Annotated in this window: 15 protein-coding genes; 10 read left to right on the top strand and 5 right to left on the bottom strand. The window is 30.7% G+C overall.

Annotated elements, in window-relative coordinates; all coding sequences use genetic code 11:
* From HNP65_RS08660 to dnaA, 5 genes are all read right to left on the bottom strand, one after another.
* Positions 1-1509: an ABC transporter ATP-binding protein gene (locus HNP65_RS08660; protein WP_221236905.1), complete on the bottom strand. Its 1509-nt coding sequence runs from the start codon at positions 1507-1509 to the stop codon at positions 1-3.
* A 115-nt stretch (positions 1510-1624) separates the two neighbouring features.
* Positions 1625-2722, bottom strand: coding sequence for a BMP family lipoprotein (locus tag HNP65_RS08655; protein WP_184619864.1), 1098 nt, complete (start codon positions 2720-2722; stop codon positions 1625-1627).
* 32 nt (positions 2723-2754) lie between these two features.
* Positions 2755-4575, bottom strand: coding sequence for a hypothetical protein (locus tag HNP65_RS08650; protein ID WP_184619863.1), 1821 nt, complete (start codon positions 4573-4575; stop codon positions 2755-2757).
* A 228-nt stretch (positions 4576-4803) separates the two neighbouring features.
* Positions 4804-4986, bottom strand: coding sequence for a ferredoxin (locus tag HNP65_RS08645; protein WP_126992994.1), 183 nt, complete (start codon positions 4984-4986; stop codon positions 4804-4806).
* Positions 4987-5027: 41 nt separating this feature from the next.
* Positions 5028-6344, bottom strand: a complete 1317-nt coding sequence (gene dnaA / locus HNP65_RS08640) for a chromosomal replication initiator protein DnaA (protein WP_184619862.1) — start codon at positions 6342-6344, stop codon at positions 5028-5030.
* Positions 6345-6619: 275 nt separating this feature from the next.
* Here dnaA and HNP65_RS08635 point away from each other — a divergent pair, with 275 nt between their 5' ends.
* The 10 genes from HNP65_RS08635 to HNP65_RS08590 all read left to right on the top strand — a co-directional run bounded on the left by HNP65_RS08635 (position 6620) and on the right by HNP65_RS08590 (position 17936).
* On the top strand, positions 6620-7435 hold the full coding sequence (locus HNP65_RS08635) for a M55 family metallopeptidase (protein ID WP_184619861.1): 816 nt from the start codon (positions 6620-6622) through the stop codon (positions 7433-7435).
* Between the two features lie 4 nt (positions 7436-7439).
* Positions 7440-8324: a bifunctional enoyl-CoA hydratase/phosphate acetyltransferase gene (locus tag HNP65_RS08630; protein ID WP_184619860.1), complete on the top strand. Its 885-nt coding sequence runs from the start codon at positions 7440-7442 to the stop codon at positions 8322-8324.
* 100 nt (positions 8325-8424) lie between these two features.
* Entirely contained in the window at positions 8425-9291 is an 867-nt protein-coding gene (locus HNP65_RS08625; RefSeq protein WP_184619859.1) for an AAA-type ATPase lid domain-containing protein, read from the top strand.
* A 5-nt stretch (positions 9292-9296) separates the two neighbouring features.
* Positions 9297-9977 carry a 2-C-methyl-D-erythritol 4-phosphate cytidylyltransferase gene (gene ispD / locus HNP65_RS08620; RefSeq protein ID WP_184619858.1) on the top strand — a complete coding sequence of 227 codons (681 nt, stop codon included), beginning with the start codon at positions 9297-9299 and terminating at the stop codon, positions 9975-9977.
* Complete coding sequence (locus tag HNP65_RS08615; protein WP_184619857.1) at positions 9964-10956, top strand: lysylphosphatidylglycerol synthase transmembrane domain-containing protein; 993 nt, start codon at positions 9964-9966, stop codon at positions 10954-10956. The genes ispD and HNP65_RS08615 overlap by 14 nt, the downstream gene beginning before the upstream one ends.
* Before the next feature lie 23 nt (positions 10957-10979).
* The gene (locus tag HNP65_RS08610; RefSeq protein ID WP_114702355.1) at positions 10980-11651 is read left to right on the top strand and encodes a DUF47 domain-containing protein; all 672 of its coding nucleotides are present in this window, start codon (positions 10980-10982) and stop codon (positions 11649-11651) included.
* Positions 11652-11663: 12 nt separating this feature from the next.
* Complete coding sequence (locus tag HNP65_RS08605) at positions 11664-12857, top strand: inorganic phosphate transporter (RefSeq protein ID WP_184619856.1); 1194 nt, start codon at positions 11664-11666, stop codon at positions 12855-12857.
* A gap of 32 nt (positions 12858-12889) precedes the next feature.
* On the top strand, positions 12890-13534 hold the full coding sequence (locus HNP65_RS08600; protein WP_184619855.1) for a hypothetical protein: 645 nt from the start codon (positions 12890-12892) through the stop codon (positions 13532-13534).
* A gap of 11 nt (positions 13535-13545) precedes the next feature.
* Positions 13546-15843 carry an endonuclease MutS2 gene (locus HNP65_RS08595; protein ID WP_184619854.1) on the top strand — a complete coding sequence of 766 codons (2298 nt, stop codon included), beginning with the start codon at positions 13546-13548 and terminating at the stop codon, positions 15841-15843.
* 5 nt (positions 15844-15848) lie between these two features.
* Positions 15849-17936: a cell division protein FtsA gene (locus HNP65_RS08590; RefSeq protein ID WP_184619853.1), complete on the top strand. Its 2088-nt coding sequence runs from the start codon at positions 15849-15851 to the stop codon at positions 17934-17936.
* The last annotated feature ends 2 nt before the right edge of the window (positions 17937-17938 follow it).

Below are 17938 nucleotides of genomic sequence, written 5' to 3'. Positions count from 1 at the left end.
TTATCCCCTCCGTGCCTCTACAAGTCTTTGACCAGTCATCATCAATCCTACTTCTTCAACGGTAGTTTCTTCTGGTTTTACTTCACCCATAATTTCTCCTTCATACATTACAATAATTCTGTCACTTAATGAGAATATTTCTTCAAGTTCCATAGAAATTAAAAGAATTCCAACATCCATTTCTCTCATTTTTAATATTTGTTTATGTATAAATTCAATTGCCCCAACATCCAAACCACGAGTAGGTTGGGCAACTACTAGAAATTTTGGGTTCATTCTAATTTCTCTTCCAACTACTAGTTTTTGTTGATTACCACCTGAGAAATTTCCTCCAAGATGTTGAATTCTTCTAGGCCTTACATCAAATTCTTCCATTATATTTTTTGTATATTCAAATATTTCTTTATGATTTAAAAAAGTTCCATTGGAAAATGGAGGTTTATAGTGTTGTCCAAGAATAACATTATAGTAAGCTTCAAATTCTTCTATGAGACCATGTTTTAAGCGATCTTCAGGAATATGAGCAAGTCCTAGTTCTCTAAGTTGCTTTGGTGTAAAGTGTGTTACATCTTTACCCTCAAAGTATATTTTTCCATCTTCAATTTTTCTTAATCCAGTTATTGCTTCTACAAGTTCAGTTTGACCATTGCCAGCAACACCTGCAATACCAACAATTTCACCTTTTCTTATATCAAAAGAAACTTTATTGACCGCTACTAGACCTCTGTTATCTTTAACAACAAGATCTTTAATCTCAAAAACTTTTTCTTTAGACTTATGTGGAGCTTTTTCAACTCTTAAAACAACATCTCTTCCAACCATATGTCTTGCTATTTCCTTAGGATTAGTTTTTGATGTTTCAAGCTCACCGGTAACTTTTCCAAGTCTCATAACAGTTATTCTATCGCTTATTTCCATAACTTCATGCAATTTATGTGAAATGAAGAGAATAGTTTTTTCATCTGATTTAAGTTTTCTCATTATCTCAAACAATTCTTCAACTTCTTGAGGAGTTAATACAGCAGTAGGTTCATCCAAAATAATTATATTTGCACCTCTATAGAGAGTCTTAAGGATTTCGACTCTTTGTTGCATACCAACTGGAATATCTTCAATTTTTGCATCAACATCTACAAATAATCCATATTTTTCAGATAATTCTTTAACTTGTTTTCTGGCTTCTTTAATATCAAAATTTAAACCTTTTACAGGCTCACTACCAAGTACAATATTTTCAGCAACAGTTAATGTATCAACTAACATAAAATGTTGATGAACCATTCCTATTCCATTTTTAATAGCGTCTTTTGGCCCTTTAATTGTTACTTTTTGGCCATTGATCAAAATATCTCCCTCATCAGGATGGTACAATCCATATAATTGATTCATCAAGGTTGATTTACCAGCACCGTTTTCTCCAACTATTGCGTGAATTTCACCTTTTTTAATTCTTATAGTAACATGATCATTTGCTAAAACTCCTGGAAATTTTTTAACAATATTTACCATTTCTACGGCATACACAATTTAACTCCTCCTTTCAACGCTTTGTCACTTAACTAAGGTTTTAACCTTAGTAAAATGACAAAGCAATGGGGGCAGATGCCCCCAAAATTTTTATAGATTAGAATGGGAATACAATATTTGGTGTTCTAAAGGATTTTAAAGCTTCCTCTGTTTCTGGAACGGTAAGAATACCTTTTTTAATCAAAGTAACAAGGTATGCAAGTTCTGCTAATGTTCTATTTTCAACAAGTCCTTTTGTATACTTCATTGGGCTCATTCTTACACCATTTTCAGCAAGACCAAGTTTGTGAATTCCAGGTGTCCAGTTTCCTTCGTATGCCCATTTTACACCAAGATAAGATGCGGTGTCTACACCCTTCATTGCACTTGCAAGAACAACACCAGGAGCCATATAATCTTGATCAACATCTACACCCATTGCAAAGTATCCACCTTTTTCAAATGCGTATTCTAAAATGGATTTCAAATCGTCTTTTCCAACTAATGAAACCATTTTTTCCTTTGCTGCTTCAATAACACCATTTCCGCAAGCACCACTTGCGTGGAATATTATATCTACACCTTCTGCAAATTGAGAAAGAGCAAGATCTTTACCTTTTTTTGGATCACTAAATTGGTTAGTATATCCTTTAATTATTTGGACATTTGTACCATGAAGATCGTTAAATACTTTTACACCAGTTTCAAAACCGTATCTAAATCTTTCAACTGGAGGAATCGGGATTCCACCAATAAATCCAACTTTATTAGCTCTTGTGGTTGCAGCTGCAATGTAACCTACAAGAAATGCAGATTCTTGTTCTTTAAATAGGAAGCAAATTACGTTAGGTGGAACATTATCAGAGGATGGAGCAATATCTATACCTGCAAAATAGACATCAGGAAATTGTTGTGCAACTTCAAATAAAGCGTCTGTCATCATAAATCCAACTGCGTATACGATTCCACCATCTGGTTCTTTTTGAATTTCTTGTGCAGCTTTTGTAAGGTTTGAAACATAGTCTGCTTGTTCATAAGATTGAATTACTTGAGCATCAATTCCAAGTTCAGCTGCAGCTCTTTTAACCCCGGCCCAAGTTCCATCATTAAAAGATTTGTCACCAAGACCACCAGTATCGGTAACCATGATAGCTTTGAAAGAAAATGCACTTACTACAAATAATATCGACAAAAAGACAATAAGTAACTTTTTCATAGAACTTCCCTCCCTTTTAAAAAGTGTATGTTTTAACCCTTTAAGGGTTTAAAGCTCTTTATTAAAATTATTATAGATATGACAAGTAAAATTGGTATTACAATACTATAATTAAATGTAATCATAGGAACACCATATTGGACAAAGAAACTTATAGGATTAATTAACATTAATACAGATGACAATGTTGCAGCAATGTTCCAAATAATTGAACTTTTATTTTTTAGGGATGTCAAGAAAAATCCAAGTGATAAAAATACAAATGTTAAGATTCCAAACTTGGTTCTGTAAAATTGAATTGGTATTTTTTCAAGATCACTAGTATTTTTAATGATTTCATTTATTGTTTTAACTGTTGGACTTATTTCTTCAAAATTTAAATCGTTTTGAATTTCTTTTAGGAATTCATTTTCAAATGCATCAGATGAAATTTCAGCAACTTTTTTCGTGAATTTTTCTAAATTATTTTCAGCTTTTTTGAATTGCTTTTCTCTAATTTTTTCTTCGATTTGATAATTAGAAAACTCAGTAGTTAATGCTTTAAAATCATTGACTCTACCATCGAAATTTTTAACACTTTTATATTCAGGATCTTTGATTTTTTCGGTAAAATTATTTAAGTTTATTGAGAGTCTTTTAATTATATCTTCAGTTTCTATAATACTTGAATTTGCAATTGTAGTTAATTCTCTTACTATATTTGAAAATTTGGAATATTTATCTTTTAAAACATCGTTAATAAGTTCAGTAAAGTATGGGGAATTTTCAAATTCTTTAAGGTTTTTCATGTGAAAATCTTTAGTATAATATGTTGGAATTACGAATGATATTAATAATAAAGCAATCAATGAAACCTCAAGAAATTTTTTGCTTTTAATAAATATTATTAATGAAGCAAATAAGGCAGAGAATGAAATTAATCCATATATTGTAGCATCAGAGTTAGATAAGATATCAAAGCCAATAAATAGATACAAAATCTCAACAATTGATATTAAAAATATTACAAGATTCCACTTTTTCGACTTAATTGCAATCAGAATTAAAGCGATATAGACAACCCATCTTAGCCACCAGAAATTGTATGATTTTGGAGCAGTCTTTTCAAACTCGTCTGAAAAGATATTTTTCAAGTTTGAGACACTTTTAATAACGTTTCTTTGTAATAGTCCGCTATATCTATTAATGTTAGGTACCATTCTTTGTGGATTTTTAGAGATAATTTCCAAATATTTTACAAAATTCTTTTTAATTTCTTCATCTTTAAGGATAATTTTTATTTCATCAGTAAACTCATGTTCTTTAAATTTTGGAGTGTATTCAAATTCAAATGAATATTGAGGAGCATCTTCTATATCAGCATTACCAGCCAAATTAATTTTAGCACCAAGATGTTTTGCTAAAAGATCAGAAAGATAATTTCTTGCAGCAAAAATAACCTTTGATTGGTAGGAGTTAAAAAAACTGTTGAAATTGGGGGAAGATTTTATAAAGCTTGCTTCGAATTTTTTTCTTTCAAGTGATGCTTCAAGGTAAGAAAAAAATGCGGCTCTGGCAAGTTGTGTAGTATAATCATTCGATATGTTTTGTTTGTATATTACATTAAGATAGTCACCAATTTTTTTTGATACATCTGTTTTTTCAACACTTCCTACAAGTTCAATTTTGTAATATCTATAAATTGGCAAAAAAGTGTTGATAGAATTTCTGGTATTGGATAGAAATTCATCATCTTTCGATGTTTCAAAATTGTTGATATAGTATAAGAATAATTCCTTAGATTTTTCAAGATTAATTGGAAAAGTTAATGATAAGATTAGTACTAAAAAAACAAAAATGGTTAACCGCTTCATTAAATCAGCACCTCCGTTGGTTAATCTTTTAGCATTATCTACCAGGCATTTTATTCTAACATAAAAAAAAACTATCTACAATTTTAATTATATCATGAAAAATGTAGAAAATTACAATAAAATTAAAAATTTAGCGGTTATTTACTATAAATGAAAGGGAAGGAATTTATAGAGGACTAACTGCCGGATAAAATCAAAGGCCGGGGAAATCCCGGCCTTTAAAATTTATTATTCTTCTACTGTAATTGCAGAGGTTGGACAGCTGTCAGCTGCATCTTTAGCACAATCTAAATCTGTTTCTGCTTGGAGAACTTTTGCTTTCATATCGTCTCCAACTTTGAAGACATCTGGACAAAGGTTTTCACATACGCCACATCCGATGCATGTTGCTTCGTCAACTCTTACTTTCACGTTTGTCACCTCCTGCTATTTGATAGGCTAATTTGATTATATCATATACTTTCACCTTGTGCAAAGTTTTTTGTTGCTTTATCTATCTGTTTTAGATAATTTTTTATTATGATATTTCCTTCTTTTATTAGCTTTTCTACTTGATTTATATTTTGTACGACTGACGAGTGTGACTTGTTAAAAACTTTTCCAACGTCACGTGTCGAAAGGTTTAATTTTTTTGCTGCATAGTACATCCCAACTTTTCTAGCATACGAAATATTTTTTGTTCTTTTGCTTGAAAGAATTTCTTCAGGTGAACATTCAAAAATATCACTTAAAATTTCAATAAGTTTTTCTTCTAAAGCTTTTGGCGGTTTGGATGGGTTTGTTAAAATACTTTGTGCTATAGATAGATTTAAAGAACCATATAGATTTTTGTAAGCAATTAATTTTAAAATTGCACCATGAATTAATCTTGGATTGTCATAAATGGAGCTAATGTAATCTATAATTTCATCGTTTATTTCCACACCTTTAAGCTTACTAATTTTTTTCCCAATTTTAAATAAGTCTTCTTTAGTAGGATTTTCAATTTTAACTAACAATCCCATTTGAAATCTTGAAATCATTCTTGAATGAAAATCTTTTAATTCTTGAGGAGTTCTATCTGAACATATAATAATTTGTTTTCCGGCCTCATGTATTGCATTAAATGTATGGAAAAGTTCAACTTGTGCTGATTTTATACCGATCAAGAATTGAATGTCGTCAATTATCAATATGTCAGCTTTTTTTCTGTATTTTTCTCTAAATTCTTCTGTTGTTCCATTTTTAATTGCGTAGAACATTTCATTCATAAAATCTTCACTGGTAAGGTATGCAACTTTAAGATCTGGGTCGTTTTCCAAAAGATAATTTCCAAGTGCTTGAGCAAGATGTGTTTTTCCAAGCCCCACACCACTGTACAAAAATATAGGATTGTAGTAACCAGGTTTTTTACTAGCTTCAAGAAAAACGTTATATGCAAATCTATTAAAGTTTCCCACTACAAAATTTTCGAATGTATATTTCGGATTTAGTGGGGTTATAAGTAAAGGTCTTTTTCTAACTAAAGGACCTTTTTCTTCATTTTTTTGGGTAATATCAATTTCTTTATAAACTATTTCGAAAGTAGCATCTTTTCCAAGAACTTCTTTAACTACTTTTGAAATAATTTTGCTGAATTTTTGCTCAAGTCGGTCTTTTATAAATATATTGCCGACTTCAAAAACAACATGTTTATCTTCAATTTTTTTAACGTTAAAATCTAAAAACCAACTTTCCCAGTTTTGGCGGCTGATTTTTTCTTTTAGTGCTGAAAGTATATTATCTTTCATAGGACACACCTCAGGAAAATATTTTTTCTGGTGGGGCATCAAATATTATCTCACAGGTGTATGTAAAATTTCAAGGAATAAATGTGTCAATGTTCTAAATAATTTCCCAATAATTTGAAACAGGTATTCAAGTTTTCTATATTTTTAGATTAAATATGATGAGAATAAAGTATTTAAGGCAGTTTTTAAAATTCTTGATTTTGCAAAGAAATGCAAAGCTTAGGTTTTATAAGAATTTGAGTTAAAATATTTTTGTAACATAAAGGAGGGGGAGTATGAAAATATATGTTTCTATTGATTTTGAGGGATTGGGTGGTGTTACTCAATGGTCCGATGTTGAATACGGCGTTAAATTCAAACAAAATTATTTGATGGAACAATTAAAGGCTTTTTTAAGGGCAACTGATGGAAACTATGTTTTATTAGTTGATTCACATGCTATGGGAGATAATGTATTGTGGGAAATTACAAAAGAATTTGAAAATGTAGAATTAATTTCAGGCGGACTAAGGAAAAATTATATGATGAGTGAACTTGATGAATCATTTGATAGAGTAGTATTTTTTGGATATCATGCTGGTGTTGGAACAAGATATGCGGTTATGGATCATTCTTATTCTTCATCATCTGTATATAACATATGGATAAATGGTCAAAAAATGAATGAAGCTCTCATTAACGCAGCTTATGCTGGACTTTACAATGTTCCAGTTGCAATGATAGTTGGTGATGATAAATTAAAAGGTCAAGTTTTTGATGATGTTTTTTTTGTCGAAACTAAAGAATCTTTAGGAAGATTTTCAGCAAAGCATAAATCTATGAAGAAAGTTTTAAAAGAAATAGAAGAAACAACTAGGAGGATGTTACGAGTTCCAAGAGAAAAATTCAAGGTCTATAAATTTGACACACCAATTGAGTTAGTTGTTGAATTTACTGACACTGCAAGAGCGGATTTGGTTGAGATGTTACCGCTTGTTGAAAGAATTGATGGAAGAAGTGTGAAGTTAGTTCATGAAGACTATCAAGTAGTATTTGATGCAATTTTAAGTATGGCATTTATGTGTTCGATTATAAAATACATTGGGAGGTGAGTGGATGTTAAGAAGTTTTGATGAGGTAATAGAAAAAGCAAAGACCAAAGAGGCTGTTATTGCATTAGCTGGAGCTGAAGATGTTGAGTCATTGAAAGCGATTAAAGATGTTTTGGATCTAGGCATAAAAGCTATATTGGTTGGAAAAGAGGAAATTGTTAGAAAAAATCTTGAGGAATTAGAAATGGAACTTCCAATTGTGAATGCTGAAAGTGAAGCAGAAGCTTCAGAAAAGGCTGTTAAGTTGGTATCTTCAGGTCAAGCAAATGTATTAATGAAAGGATTGGTAAAAACTGCTACACTATTGAAAGCTGCCTTGAATAAGGAATGGGGACTTCGTGGTGAAGGATTACTTTCTCACGTTGCACTTTTAGAAACCCCTGGAATGGATAGGATAATTTTTGTAACAGATGGTGGAATGGTTATTAAACCAACATTGGAGCAAAAAGTACAAATTATAAAAAATGCAGTTTCTCTTGCACATAGTTTAGGATATGAGGAACCAAAAGTAGGTTTAATAGCAGCAGTTGAAGTAGTGAATCCAGATATGCCTGAGACAATGGAAGCTGCAATATTAACAAAGATGGCTGATAGGGGACAGATAAAAGGATGTAAAATTGATGGACCGCTTGGTTTAGATAACGCATTGAGTGAGTTTGCTGCGAAAGTAAAGAAGGTTACAGGTCCGGTTGCTGGAAAAGCAGATATCTTAGTTGTTCCAGATATTCATAGCGGAAACTTCCTTGGAAAGTCTGCAGTGTACCTTGCAAATGGTAAGATTGCTGGAATAATTATGGGAGCAAAAGTTCCTATAATTATCGTTTCAAGAGCCGATACAAGCGAATCAAAAAGAAATTCAATAGCTATTGCTGCAGCAATTAGCAAGTAATTTTATGGTATTTAATATTTATTTGGAATATGTTAAAATACAATAGAAAGGTGGGGGAAACCTGAGGGAATCATAATAATATACAATAAGGGGTGAGTCTTTGATTAAGCTTTTAATCCCTCAGGTTCTTTTGGAGAACCTGAGGGAATTTTTATATGAACATAGAGAAGTTGTTTTTGACATTTATAATTCAAATTTAGAAGAAAAAATTAGAGAAGATTACTGGGATATAGTTTATTTAACGGAAGAAAAAACTGTTCCGGGAAAAATTTTGGTATATTCCTTAAGGGAATTGGAGCTAGCTGTTAAGTTTTTTGAAATAAAGGAAGAATATAGAAGGCTAAAAGAAGAGTATGATATGTTGTACTCTTTCCCAGAACTCCAAGGGCCTATAATAAGAGAATTTTTGCAAAAAGTTATATTAGATTTTAAAGAAAAGAATGAATTAGTGTTATTATATGAAGATGGAATGTATGTAAATGAATACAGAACATTTTTTGGAAGTAGATTACCTCATACAAAAGTAAAATTTTCTAAGAAAAAAGGTGTTAAAATTCCCCCCTTAAGGGATAGAAAAGAAGATATTCCATATATCTTTGATATTGTTCTTTCGTCTTTGTACCTAAAACATAAGAACTTGGATAAAAAGATACCAGATAACAATGAATATGAACTGTTAAAAGAGTATAACTGGCCTGGTAATACAAAAGAATTGGTTAAGGTTGCTAGTAATTATGCAGCAACTGGAAGAATTGATATACCTAAATTTAAAACCAGTAATTTTGAAGGTATAGATCTTGTAAATTTTACTAGTAAGCTTGTAAAGCACGTTGAAAAGAGATATATAATGCTTGCATTAAAAAAATCTGATTCTAGATTTAAAGCGGCTAAAATGCTTAAAATAAATTATAAAACCCTTTCTCACAAGATAAAACTTTATGGTATTGAAAACTCTAAAAAAAGGTGATAAATGTGATAGTTGGTGTAATTCTATTTGGTGGAAAAGGAACAAGATTTTCTAAAGCTTTTCCAAAACAATTTTTGAAGTTCAATGGTAGGACATTGATGGAACATACAGTTGAAAAGTTTTTATTAGATTGCTTTGATTTTTTAGTAGTAGTGTCAAATAGGGATTATATCAATAAAAGCGTAGAAGTTTTAAAAAACTTTGAAAAAAAAATATACATTATTGAAGGTGGAAAAACTAGAGAATATTCTACTTTTAATGCTATAAAATTTTTAGAAAATAAGATTGATTTAAATGATATTGTTTTGATTCATGATGGGGCAAGGCCATTTGTAAATAAAGATATAATTGAAAAAAACATTGAAAATGCAAAAAAGTTTGGAGCAACAGTTACAGCAATTCCTTCCGAAAATACTATAGCGGTAGTTGAAAGTGATTTTATTTTATCTGTTCCAAAGAGAGAGAGTATATTTATAATCCAAACACCGCAAACATTTAAATATGGAGTTTTAAAAGATTCATTTTCAAAATTTTCAAATAGATTGGATAATTTTACTGATGATGGTTCAGTTGTACTTGCTTCAGGTTATAAAGTTTCTATAACAGAAGGTAATAAAAAGAATATAAAAATAACTACAGTAGAAGATTTGCATCTAATGGGAGTTGATAAAATTGTCGGAGGCTAATAGAAGCAAAAAGTCAATTTTTAGAAAGGTTTTTATTTCATTGATAATTAGTTTTTCGATGATTATTCTGTTTCAATTTTTTTATTCAACGCAAGTTTCATTTTTAAGAGATTTACTTACTATAGAATTCTTAATTAGCTTATTTGTACTTGTAATAATTTATTTGATAGATACTTTGAGACTTTCAATGCTATTAAAATTTTTTAAATATAACCTTCCTTTTAAAGAGACCTTCAAAAATATATTTTTCGGTAAATTCATTTCTTATATCACTCCAATGTCTATAGGCGGCCAACCTTACCAGATATATCATCTTTCAAAAGTGGGAGTAAAAACAGAGGATGCAACAAATATTGTAATTTCAAGAACGTTAGAGATGTCTTTTGTAGTTTTAATTATTGATATTTTATCTATTAGACCTATTTTATCTGCTTATCCTAAAAGTTTTGGGTTGTCGTTAATTTTAACGGGCTTTATAGTTAGTTTTTCAATTTCTCTTTTAATTTTAATTGGATTTATAAACAAGAAATTTTTAGAAAAAATATTATCTTTTTTTGGAAAATTTTCTAGAGAAAAGCTAGAGAGAGAAAAAATAATAGAATGGATTGATTCATTACATGAAAGTATAAAAATTTTGTGGGTTAAAAATCCATGGATTTTAATTTTGGATATAATACTGTACTTTGTTACAATTTTGCTTTATACATATATTTTCTATATTTTTGTTGATAAATTTTCAGCTATAGAATACTTATACTTATTAGGTATAATTTCGCTCTTAAATTCTGTTGCTTATTACATTCCAACACCAGGTTCAAGCGGAGGAGTTGAAGGAACTTATCAGATAGTATTTTCTCAAATTTTGGGCCCGGATGTTTCCATAAGAATAATTACGGTGTATCGGGTTGTTACATTTTATATTCCACTTTTGTTGGGAAGTTTCTTTATAACAAAAATTTCAACTAGTGAAAGAATTTAATAAACTTTAAAAGGAGGGATAAGATGAAAAGGTTTATTGATAGGTTATTTCCGGAAGTATCACCAACGAAATTACTCAGTGAACATGCAGAGTATTGTATGAAAGCAGGTACTATTGTACCGCAGATTTTAGATGATTACTTTAATGGAAAAGATATAATGCAATACTCTAAAGAGATTGATAAATTTGAGTCTAGTGCTGATGAGATTAAAACGAGATTGAGAGAGATCTATACAAAACTTAGATGGAGCTACTTTGATAGAATAGATGCACTTGAGATTATACATAACCAAGATTCGATCATAGATGCCGTTGACGATTTTGTAAAGATCCTTACTATGAATAAAGTTGATGAATGCCCTGAAGAAGTAATTGAAAAAATAAAACTTATGGGAGACTATGTTGCAGATGTTATAAAATTTATGAAAGTTTCTGTAGATGAACTTAGAACTGTTGTAGAATCTGACTTTTCTCCAAATGAGATTAATAAAGAAGATAATTTAACTTTTGATGTAGAAAAGGATGAGTCAAAAACAGATTCATTGGGAATAGAAATTGGAAAAACGCTATATTCATATAAAAATAAAATGAATCCTGTTGATATTTTGTTTTTAAACAGTATTGTAGTTTTAATGATGAAAATAGCAGATAGGGCTGAAAATGTTGTTGAAAGAATTAGAATGATTATTAGATAAGGAGGCGATAAAGTGCTACTGATAGTAGGAGCATTTTTGGTGGGTTTTGGTATGGCGTTTTCCATAGGTGCAAATGATGTTGCAAATAGTATGGCAACAGCTGTTGGTGCAAAAGCAATAACGCCTAAACAAGCAGTTTTAATAGCTTCTATTTTAGAATTTTTAGGTGCAGTTCTTTTTGGAGCACACGTTACCAAGACAATTGCAAAAGGTATAGTTGATTTAAATATGATATCTGATCCAAATAATATATTGGTTGGTGCTTTTTCAGCATTAATTGCTTCAATTATTTGGATATTACTTGCTACTTTTTGGGGAATGCCAGTTTCAACAACTCATTCAATAGTTGGTGGAATGGTTGGTTTTGGACTTGCAGCTGGTGGGCTTCAAATAGTAAATTGGATGACTTTATTAAAAATAGTTATTACCTGGATTACTTCACCACTTATTGGTGGAGCAATGGCTTATGTGATCTTTAAATTTATTTCCTTTTCAATCTTACATAGAAAACATCCAGCTAAAGCTGCAAAATATGTTGCTCCAATTTTGTTAGGTGTTGCATTTTATACAATTGCAGTGCTTTTTGTTGTAAAAACAATGAAAAAGGATATATTATTAGGAAACTACGCGGGAATTGTAATTGGGTTTATAGTTTTTCTTATCTCCTTTTTGTATTTAAAAAGGGCAAAAGTTGGAGATAATGAATATGATATAGTTGAGAAAATTTTCAAGAAAGCACAGGTTGTAACTTCATGCTATGTCAGTTTTTCTCATGGAGCAAATGATGTAGCAAATGCAGTAGGTCCACTTGCATTAATGTACATTATAATCACATCGGGTAGTGTAAAAGGTGCTATTGAAATACCAAAATATATATTAGCTATGGGTGGTATTGGTATATCTTTTGGTGTTGCAATTTTGGGTTACAGGGTTATGAAAACAGTTGGTCAAGATATTACTGAACTTAATAACACCAGAGGCTTTTCAATTGATTTTTCAACTGCAACCACAGTTCTTATAGCTTCTACTATGGGAATGCCTATTTCAACGACACATACAGTGGTAGGTGCAGTATCAGGTGTAGGTTTTGCAAGAGGAATAGAAGTTGTGAATGTTGGAATTTTAAAGAACATAATTATTTCCTGGTTTGTTACGGTACCATTTGCAGCTGGAGTTAGTGCTCTTTTGTATATAATATTGACGTAAGTTGTGATATAATTATTTTCGGAGGTGAGATAATGAAAAAAATAATGATAATAGCATTAATTGTAATTTCACTTGTTTCTTTTTCATTTACAAGGTATCAGGAAAGAACATTTGGAATTAGAATAAATAATCCTGTAGATTTAAAAAATGATATTTTGCCAAAGCCTGAGTTTATTGATAATCTGATTTTATATTATGGATACCAAAAAAATATTGATCCTCAGCATAATTCACCTGTCTCATATGGTTTTGGAATATATTCAAATTTGGATTTTGATAAGGAATACATAGTCAGAGGAGCTTCGTTTGATTTTGCAGTAAAAGTTTTTGGAGTAACGTTATTTAATGAAGGTGAAAAACTTCAATTAGGATTTCAAGGTGAAGTTTTTTATAAAAAGGAAATTTTTCAAAAAGAAGCTGGTTCAAGCAGCAATTTATCTGATTTTGGAAGCGTAAGTTTTTCACATTATAACAAAATAATTGTGAACTCATTTACTCTAAAACCGGGGTTACGAGCAGATTTTATTTTTAGTAAAGATGTTACATTTAGTGGAAGAGTCTATTATAACATTCAATTTTTCATGGGGGCAAAAACTGAAACTGGAAAAGAAGTTGTTAGTGATATAGAACCTATGAATTCTATTGATTTTGACGTTGCTTTAAATATAGCATTTTAAAGGAGAGTGCAATGAAACAATATATTGATTTTGACAGAGTTTTTCAAGATTTTTTGAAGTATACTTTTTCTCCATACGGCCAAGAATATTTGAAAAGATTGGTTGAAAATGAGCCCAAAGATGATGAGTATGAATACTTAAATGAAATATATGAAATACAGGTAACCCTTGGGTTACCTGTATTTCATAGGCTTGATGATATAAGGCCAATACTTGAAAAAACGAAAAATTATTCAGTTTTACTGCCAGAAGAGATTTTTAAAATAAAAGATTTTTTGGTATTTGTTGAGGATGCAAAAAAAGTAGTACCTAGTTCAAGGTATAAGCTTTCCTATTATCTTTCCAAATTGGGAAATTATTCTTCAATTATTGAGGAAATTGATAGAATATTTGATTCTGATGGGAATATAAAAGATAATGCTTCAAAAAATTTATCTGTGATTAGAAAGGAAATAAAAAGGCATCAATTAGAAATAAAGCAAAGAATTGAAAAGTTTATTTCAAAAAATAGTAAGTATTTGCAAGAGCAATTGTATACAAGAAGAAATGGTAGATATGTATTTTTAATAAGATCCGGTGCTCGTGGTAATTTAGAAGGTATTGTACATGGAACTTCTAATACAGGTGCAACTTTATTTTTTGAACCAAAAGAGTTTATTGCCCTTAATGATAAATATGAAATTTTACTTAGTGAGGAAAAAATTGAAATAGACAAGATTTTAAGGGGAATAACAAGCAAAATTCATGATAGATACGGTAACTTAATGAATGATATTGAAATTGTGGGTTTTTTTGATTCATTGTACGCAAGAGCTAAATATGCATATGAAAATAAAGCTATTGTTGTAAAACCCGAGGGGAAATATTTAAAACTTGTTAATGCAAGACATCCTTTAATTCCAAAGGATATTGTTGTTCCTATTTCAATTGATTTACCAGTGGATAAAAAGGGGTTAATAATTACTGGGCCAAATACTGGTGGAAAAACAGTTACATTAAAAACCATAGCTCTATTTATCTTTATGGCACAACATGCAATGCCCATTTTGGCAGATCACGGAACAAGAATTCCTGATTTTCAATTGTATTTGGATATTGGTGATTCTCAGGACGTAGTTGAAAATTTAAGTACTTTTTCATCACATATGGTTAGAATTATTGATGCAATAAAAAATGCTGATGAAAATTCTTTGGTGATTATAGATGAGCTTGGTTCTGGAACTGATCCATTTGAAGGTAGTGCGCTTGCTATTTCAATAATAGAATATCTGATTGAAAAAAATATAAAGTTTGTTATTACAACTCACCTTACCAATGTTAAACTTTTTGCTATGGAAAGAGATGATATTATTACCGCATCGATGGAATTTGATCTTGAGACATTAAGACCAACTTATAGACTATTATTAAACACTCCAGGGGCATCTCATGCATTTGAAATATCTGAAAGATTGGGGCTTCCAAAAGAAATTGTTGCGAAAGCAAAGCAGCATATTTCAAAAGATCATTTAAAAATTGAAAACTTAATCAAAGGATTGAATTCAAAAGTAAGTGAACTTGAGAGTAAAAAATTAGAACTTGAAAAGACATTAGGTGAATATGAACGGTTGAGGAAAGAATATGAGAGAAAATACAATGTTTTAAAGATGAAAAAAATAGAAGAATTAGATAATGAACTTAGAGAAATGTATAAAGAATTTAGAAATGCAAAAAAAGAACTTCAAAACGCACTGTTTTCTGCTAAAACTAAAAATGAAAGTTTAATAAAGAAGAGACTTAAAAATATAGAAGAGAAAGAAAATACTATACAAGAAATTGATAGCAGAATTGAAACGATGAAATATCCTGAAGTTGAAGGGGAAATTGATGTTGGAAAGTATGTAAGATTAAAAGATGGAACAACGGTTGGAAAAGTTATAGAGAAAAGAGGCGAAAATAAATTCTTGGTTGATTTCAATGGGTTAAAGATAGAAGTTAAAAAGAATAAACTTGTACAGGTAGATGTTCAAGTTGATAAACAAACTCATGATGTTAGTGAATCAGTTCATTTAGTATCATTTAGTCCTTTGAAAAGTAATGAAATTGATTTGCGTGGAATGACAGTTGAAGAAGCATTAGATGTAGTTGATAAATTTATAGACGATCTCGTCTTATCAGACTTTTCAAGTGGATATATTATCCATGGGAAAGGAACTGGAAGTCTTGCGTCAAATATTTGGAATTTCCTTAGAAATGATAAAAGGGTGAAAAGTTATCGCTTTGGTAGGCCGAGTGAAGGTGGAGTAGGTGTAACAGTTGTGGAGGTGTAGTAACCTTGATTTTTGCTTTGGATGTAGGAACGAGAAAAATTGCTGGAATTTTATCAACACTGGAAGATGAAAAAATAGTAATTCATGATGTAGTTATAAAAGAGCATGAACATAGAGCTATGCTTGATGGTCAAATTCATGATGTAGATAAAGTTGCAAGAGTTGTAAAAAAAGTAAAAGAAGAGCTTGAGAAAAGAAATGATATAAAATTAGAAAAAGTAGCAGTAGCACTTGCTGGAAGATTTCTTCAAACTGCTATAGGAGAGTATGAAGAGGATATATCTCAAGTTAACGAGATAAGTGATGAAATTGTAACAAGGTTGGAATTGTCTGCGGTAGATAAAGCAGTTCAAAATATCCAGTCGGAAAATATGTACTGTGTAGGATATTCTGTTATAAGGTATGAATTGGATGGGAATTGGCTTAAAAACATAAGAGGCTTACGTGGAAAAAAGGCGAGTTTACAGGTAGTAACAGCATTTTTGCCGATTCAAGTTGTTGATGCAATGATTTCAGTTTTAAGAAAAGTAGATCTTGTAATGACTCACATGACATTGGAACCTATTGCTGCTATAAATGTTACAGTTCCTGAAGATTTAAGGATTTTAAACATTGCGCTTGTTGATGTTGGAGCAGGAACTAGTGATATTGCAATATCCAAAGAGGGAACTATTGTCGCATATGGTATGGTTCCTCTTGCAGGTGATGAAATTACAGAGACAATAACGAAGACTTTGCTTGTTGATTTTTCAACAGCAGAAGAATTAAAAAGGTGGCTTTCAAGTAGTAGTGATGACGATAAGAAATTATATAGAAATATTTTAGATAAAGAAAAGGAAATAACAAGAGATGAACTAAAAAAATTAGTTTCTCCGGTAGTTCAAAATATTACGGATAAAGTTGCAGAAGAGATTTTAAGGTTAAATGGTCAAGCTCCTCAAGTTGTAATGGTAGTTGGAGGTGGCGCAAAGGTACCGGGTTTTGTAGAATCTTTGTCAGAAAAATTGGGAATAGATCTCGATAATATATCTTTAAAAAATGCAAAGAATTTAAATATTATTGATAACACAGGAATAATTGAGGGAAGTGAATTTGTTACACCCATCGGTATTGCATATACCGCTCTTACCAGAAGCGGAACGATTTTTGAACAAGTTTTTGTAAATGATGAGCCAATTCAACTTGTTGGATTTTCTGGTGGCCATACGTTAAGTGACGTTTTATTACAATGTGGGTATTCTCTTTCAGAGCTAATTGGGAAACCATCAGAGTCAATTGTGCTTGAAGTAAATGGGAAAATGAAAATATTAAAAGGGGAGCTTCCAAAACCAGCACCGATATTTATAAATGGTAAAAAAGCAAGTCTAAGGGATAAAGTAAAACACGGTGATAGAATTTTTGTTGGGAAACCTTCTCAAAATTTTGAAAAAAAATATAGGTTGTATGATGTTGTACCGCCAATTGAGCTAGATTTTGGAGGTAAAATTGAGTATTACTATCCACCAGTGAATTTAAACGGCAAGGTTGTAAATGAAAATGTTGAATTGAATGATGGGGATATTATAAATTATGATCCAGTGTTTGTTGGAACCATAAGGGAAAATTTGGAAAAAAATCTTGCAAATGTAGAGTTTTTCTTTAATGATGTATATTTTGAAAGAAAGCAAGGAGTTGTGAAAATATACAAGGGTGATTTAGAACTTTCAGATAAAAATCAAGTTAATCCTGGTGAGAAATTGAGGGTTGTATTAGAAAAAAAACCTTTGAAAATTGCTGATTTAACACAGGGAGAAATAAAAAGGGTAAAAATAAATTTGAATGGTAAAGAGGTTATTCTTGAAAAAGATTCGTTGCTTTATGAAGTAAATGGGGTAATTGTTAGTAAAGAGTATGAGATAAAAAATGGTGATAAAATATATTCAACAACCCCTGAAGATAGTTCAATAATAGTAGCAGATATATTTACCTATCTTGACGTTGATTTAAAGAAAATAAAGTCATATCAGCTTTTAAAAAATGGTCAAACTGCCTTTTTTACAGAATCATTGCAAGATGGAGATGAAGTGATTTTTACATATGAATTGAAGGGGTGAAG

Origin of the sequence: Thermosipho japonicus, assembly GCF_014201655.1 — a bacterium.
GTDB lineage: Bacteria > Thermotogota > Thermotogae > Thermotogales > Fervidobacteriaceae > Thermosipho > Thermosipho japonicus.
The sequence above is the reverse complement of the archived record's forward strand: the minus strand, read 5'-3'. Positions and strand labels throughout refer to the sequence as shown.

Excerpts from the sequence above, each read along its gene's own strand:
- HNP65_RS08600 (WP_184619855.1), top strand. The coding sequence starts at position 12,890 with ATGAAAAAAATAATGATAATAGCATTAATTGTAATTTCACTTGTTTCT.
- HNP65_RS08650 (WP_184619863.1), bottom strand. The coding sequence starts at position 4,575 with ATGAAGCGGTTAACCATTTTTGTTTTTTTAGTACTAATCTTATCATTA.
- HNP65_RS08610 (WP_114702355.1), top strand. The coding sequence starts at position 10,980 with ATGAAAAGGTTTATTGATAGGTTATTTCCGGAAGTATCACCAACGAAA.
- HNP65_RS08630 (WP_184619860.1), top strand. The coding sequence starts at position 7,440 with ATGTTAAGAAGTTTTGATGAGGTAATAGAAAAAGCAAAGACCAAAGAG.
- HNP65_RS08660 (WP_221236905.1), bottom strand. The coding sequence starts at position 1,509 with ATGGTAAATATTGTTAAAAAATTTCCAGGAGTTTTAGCAAATGATCAT.
- dnaA (WP_184619862.1), bottom strand. The coding sequence starts at position 6,344 with ATGAAAGATAATATACTTTCAGCACTAAAAGAAAAAATCAGCCGCCAA.
- HNP65_RS08655 (WP_184619864.1), bottom strand. The coding sequence starts at position 2,722 with ATGAAAAAGTTACTTATTGTCTTTTTGTCGATATTATTTGTAGTAAGT.
- HNP65_RS08595 (WP_184619854.1), top strand. The coding sequence starts at position 13,546 with ATGAAACAATATATTGATTTTGACAGAGTTTTTCAAGATTTTTTGAAG.
- HNP65_RS08635 (WP_184619861.1), top strand. The coding sequence starts at position 6,620 with ATGAAAATATATGTTTCTATTGATTTTGAGGGATTGGGTGGTGTTACT.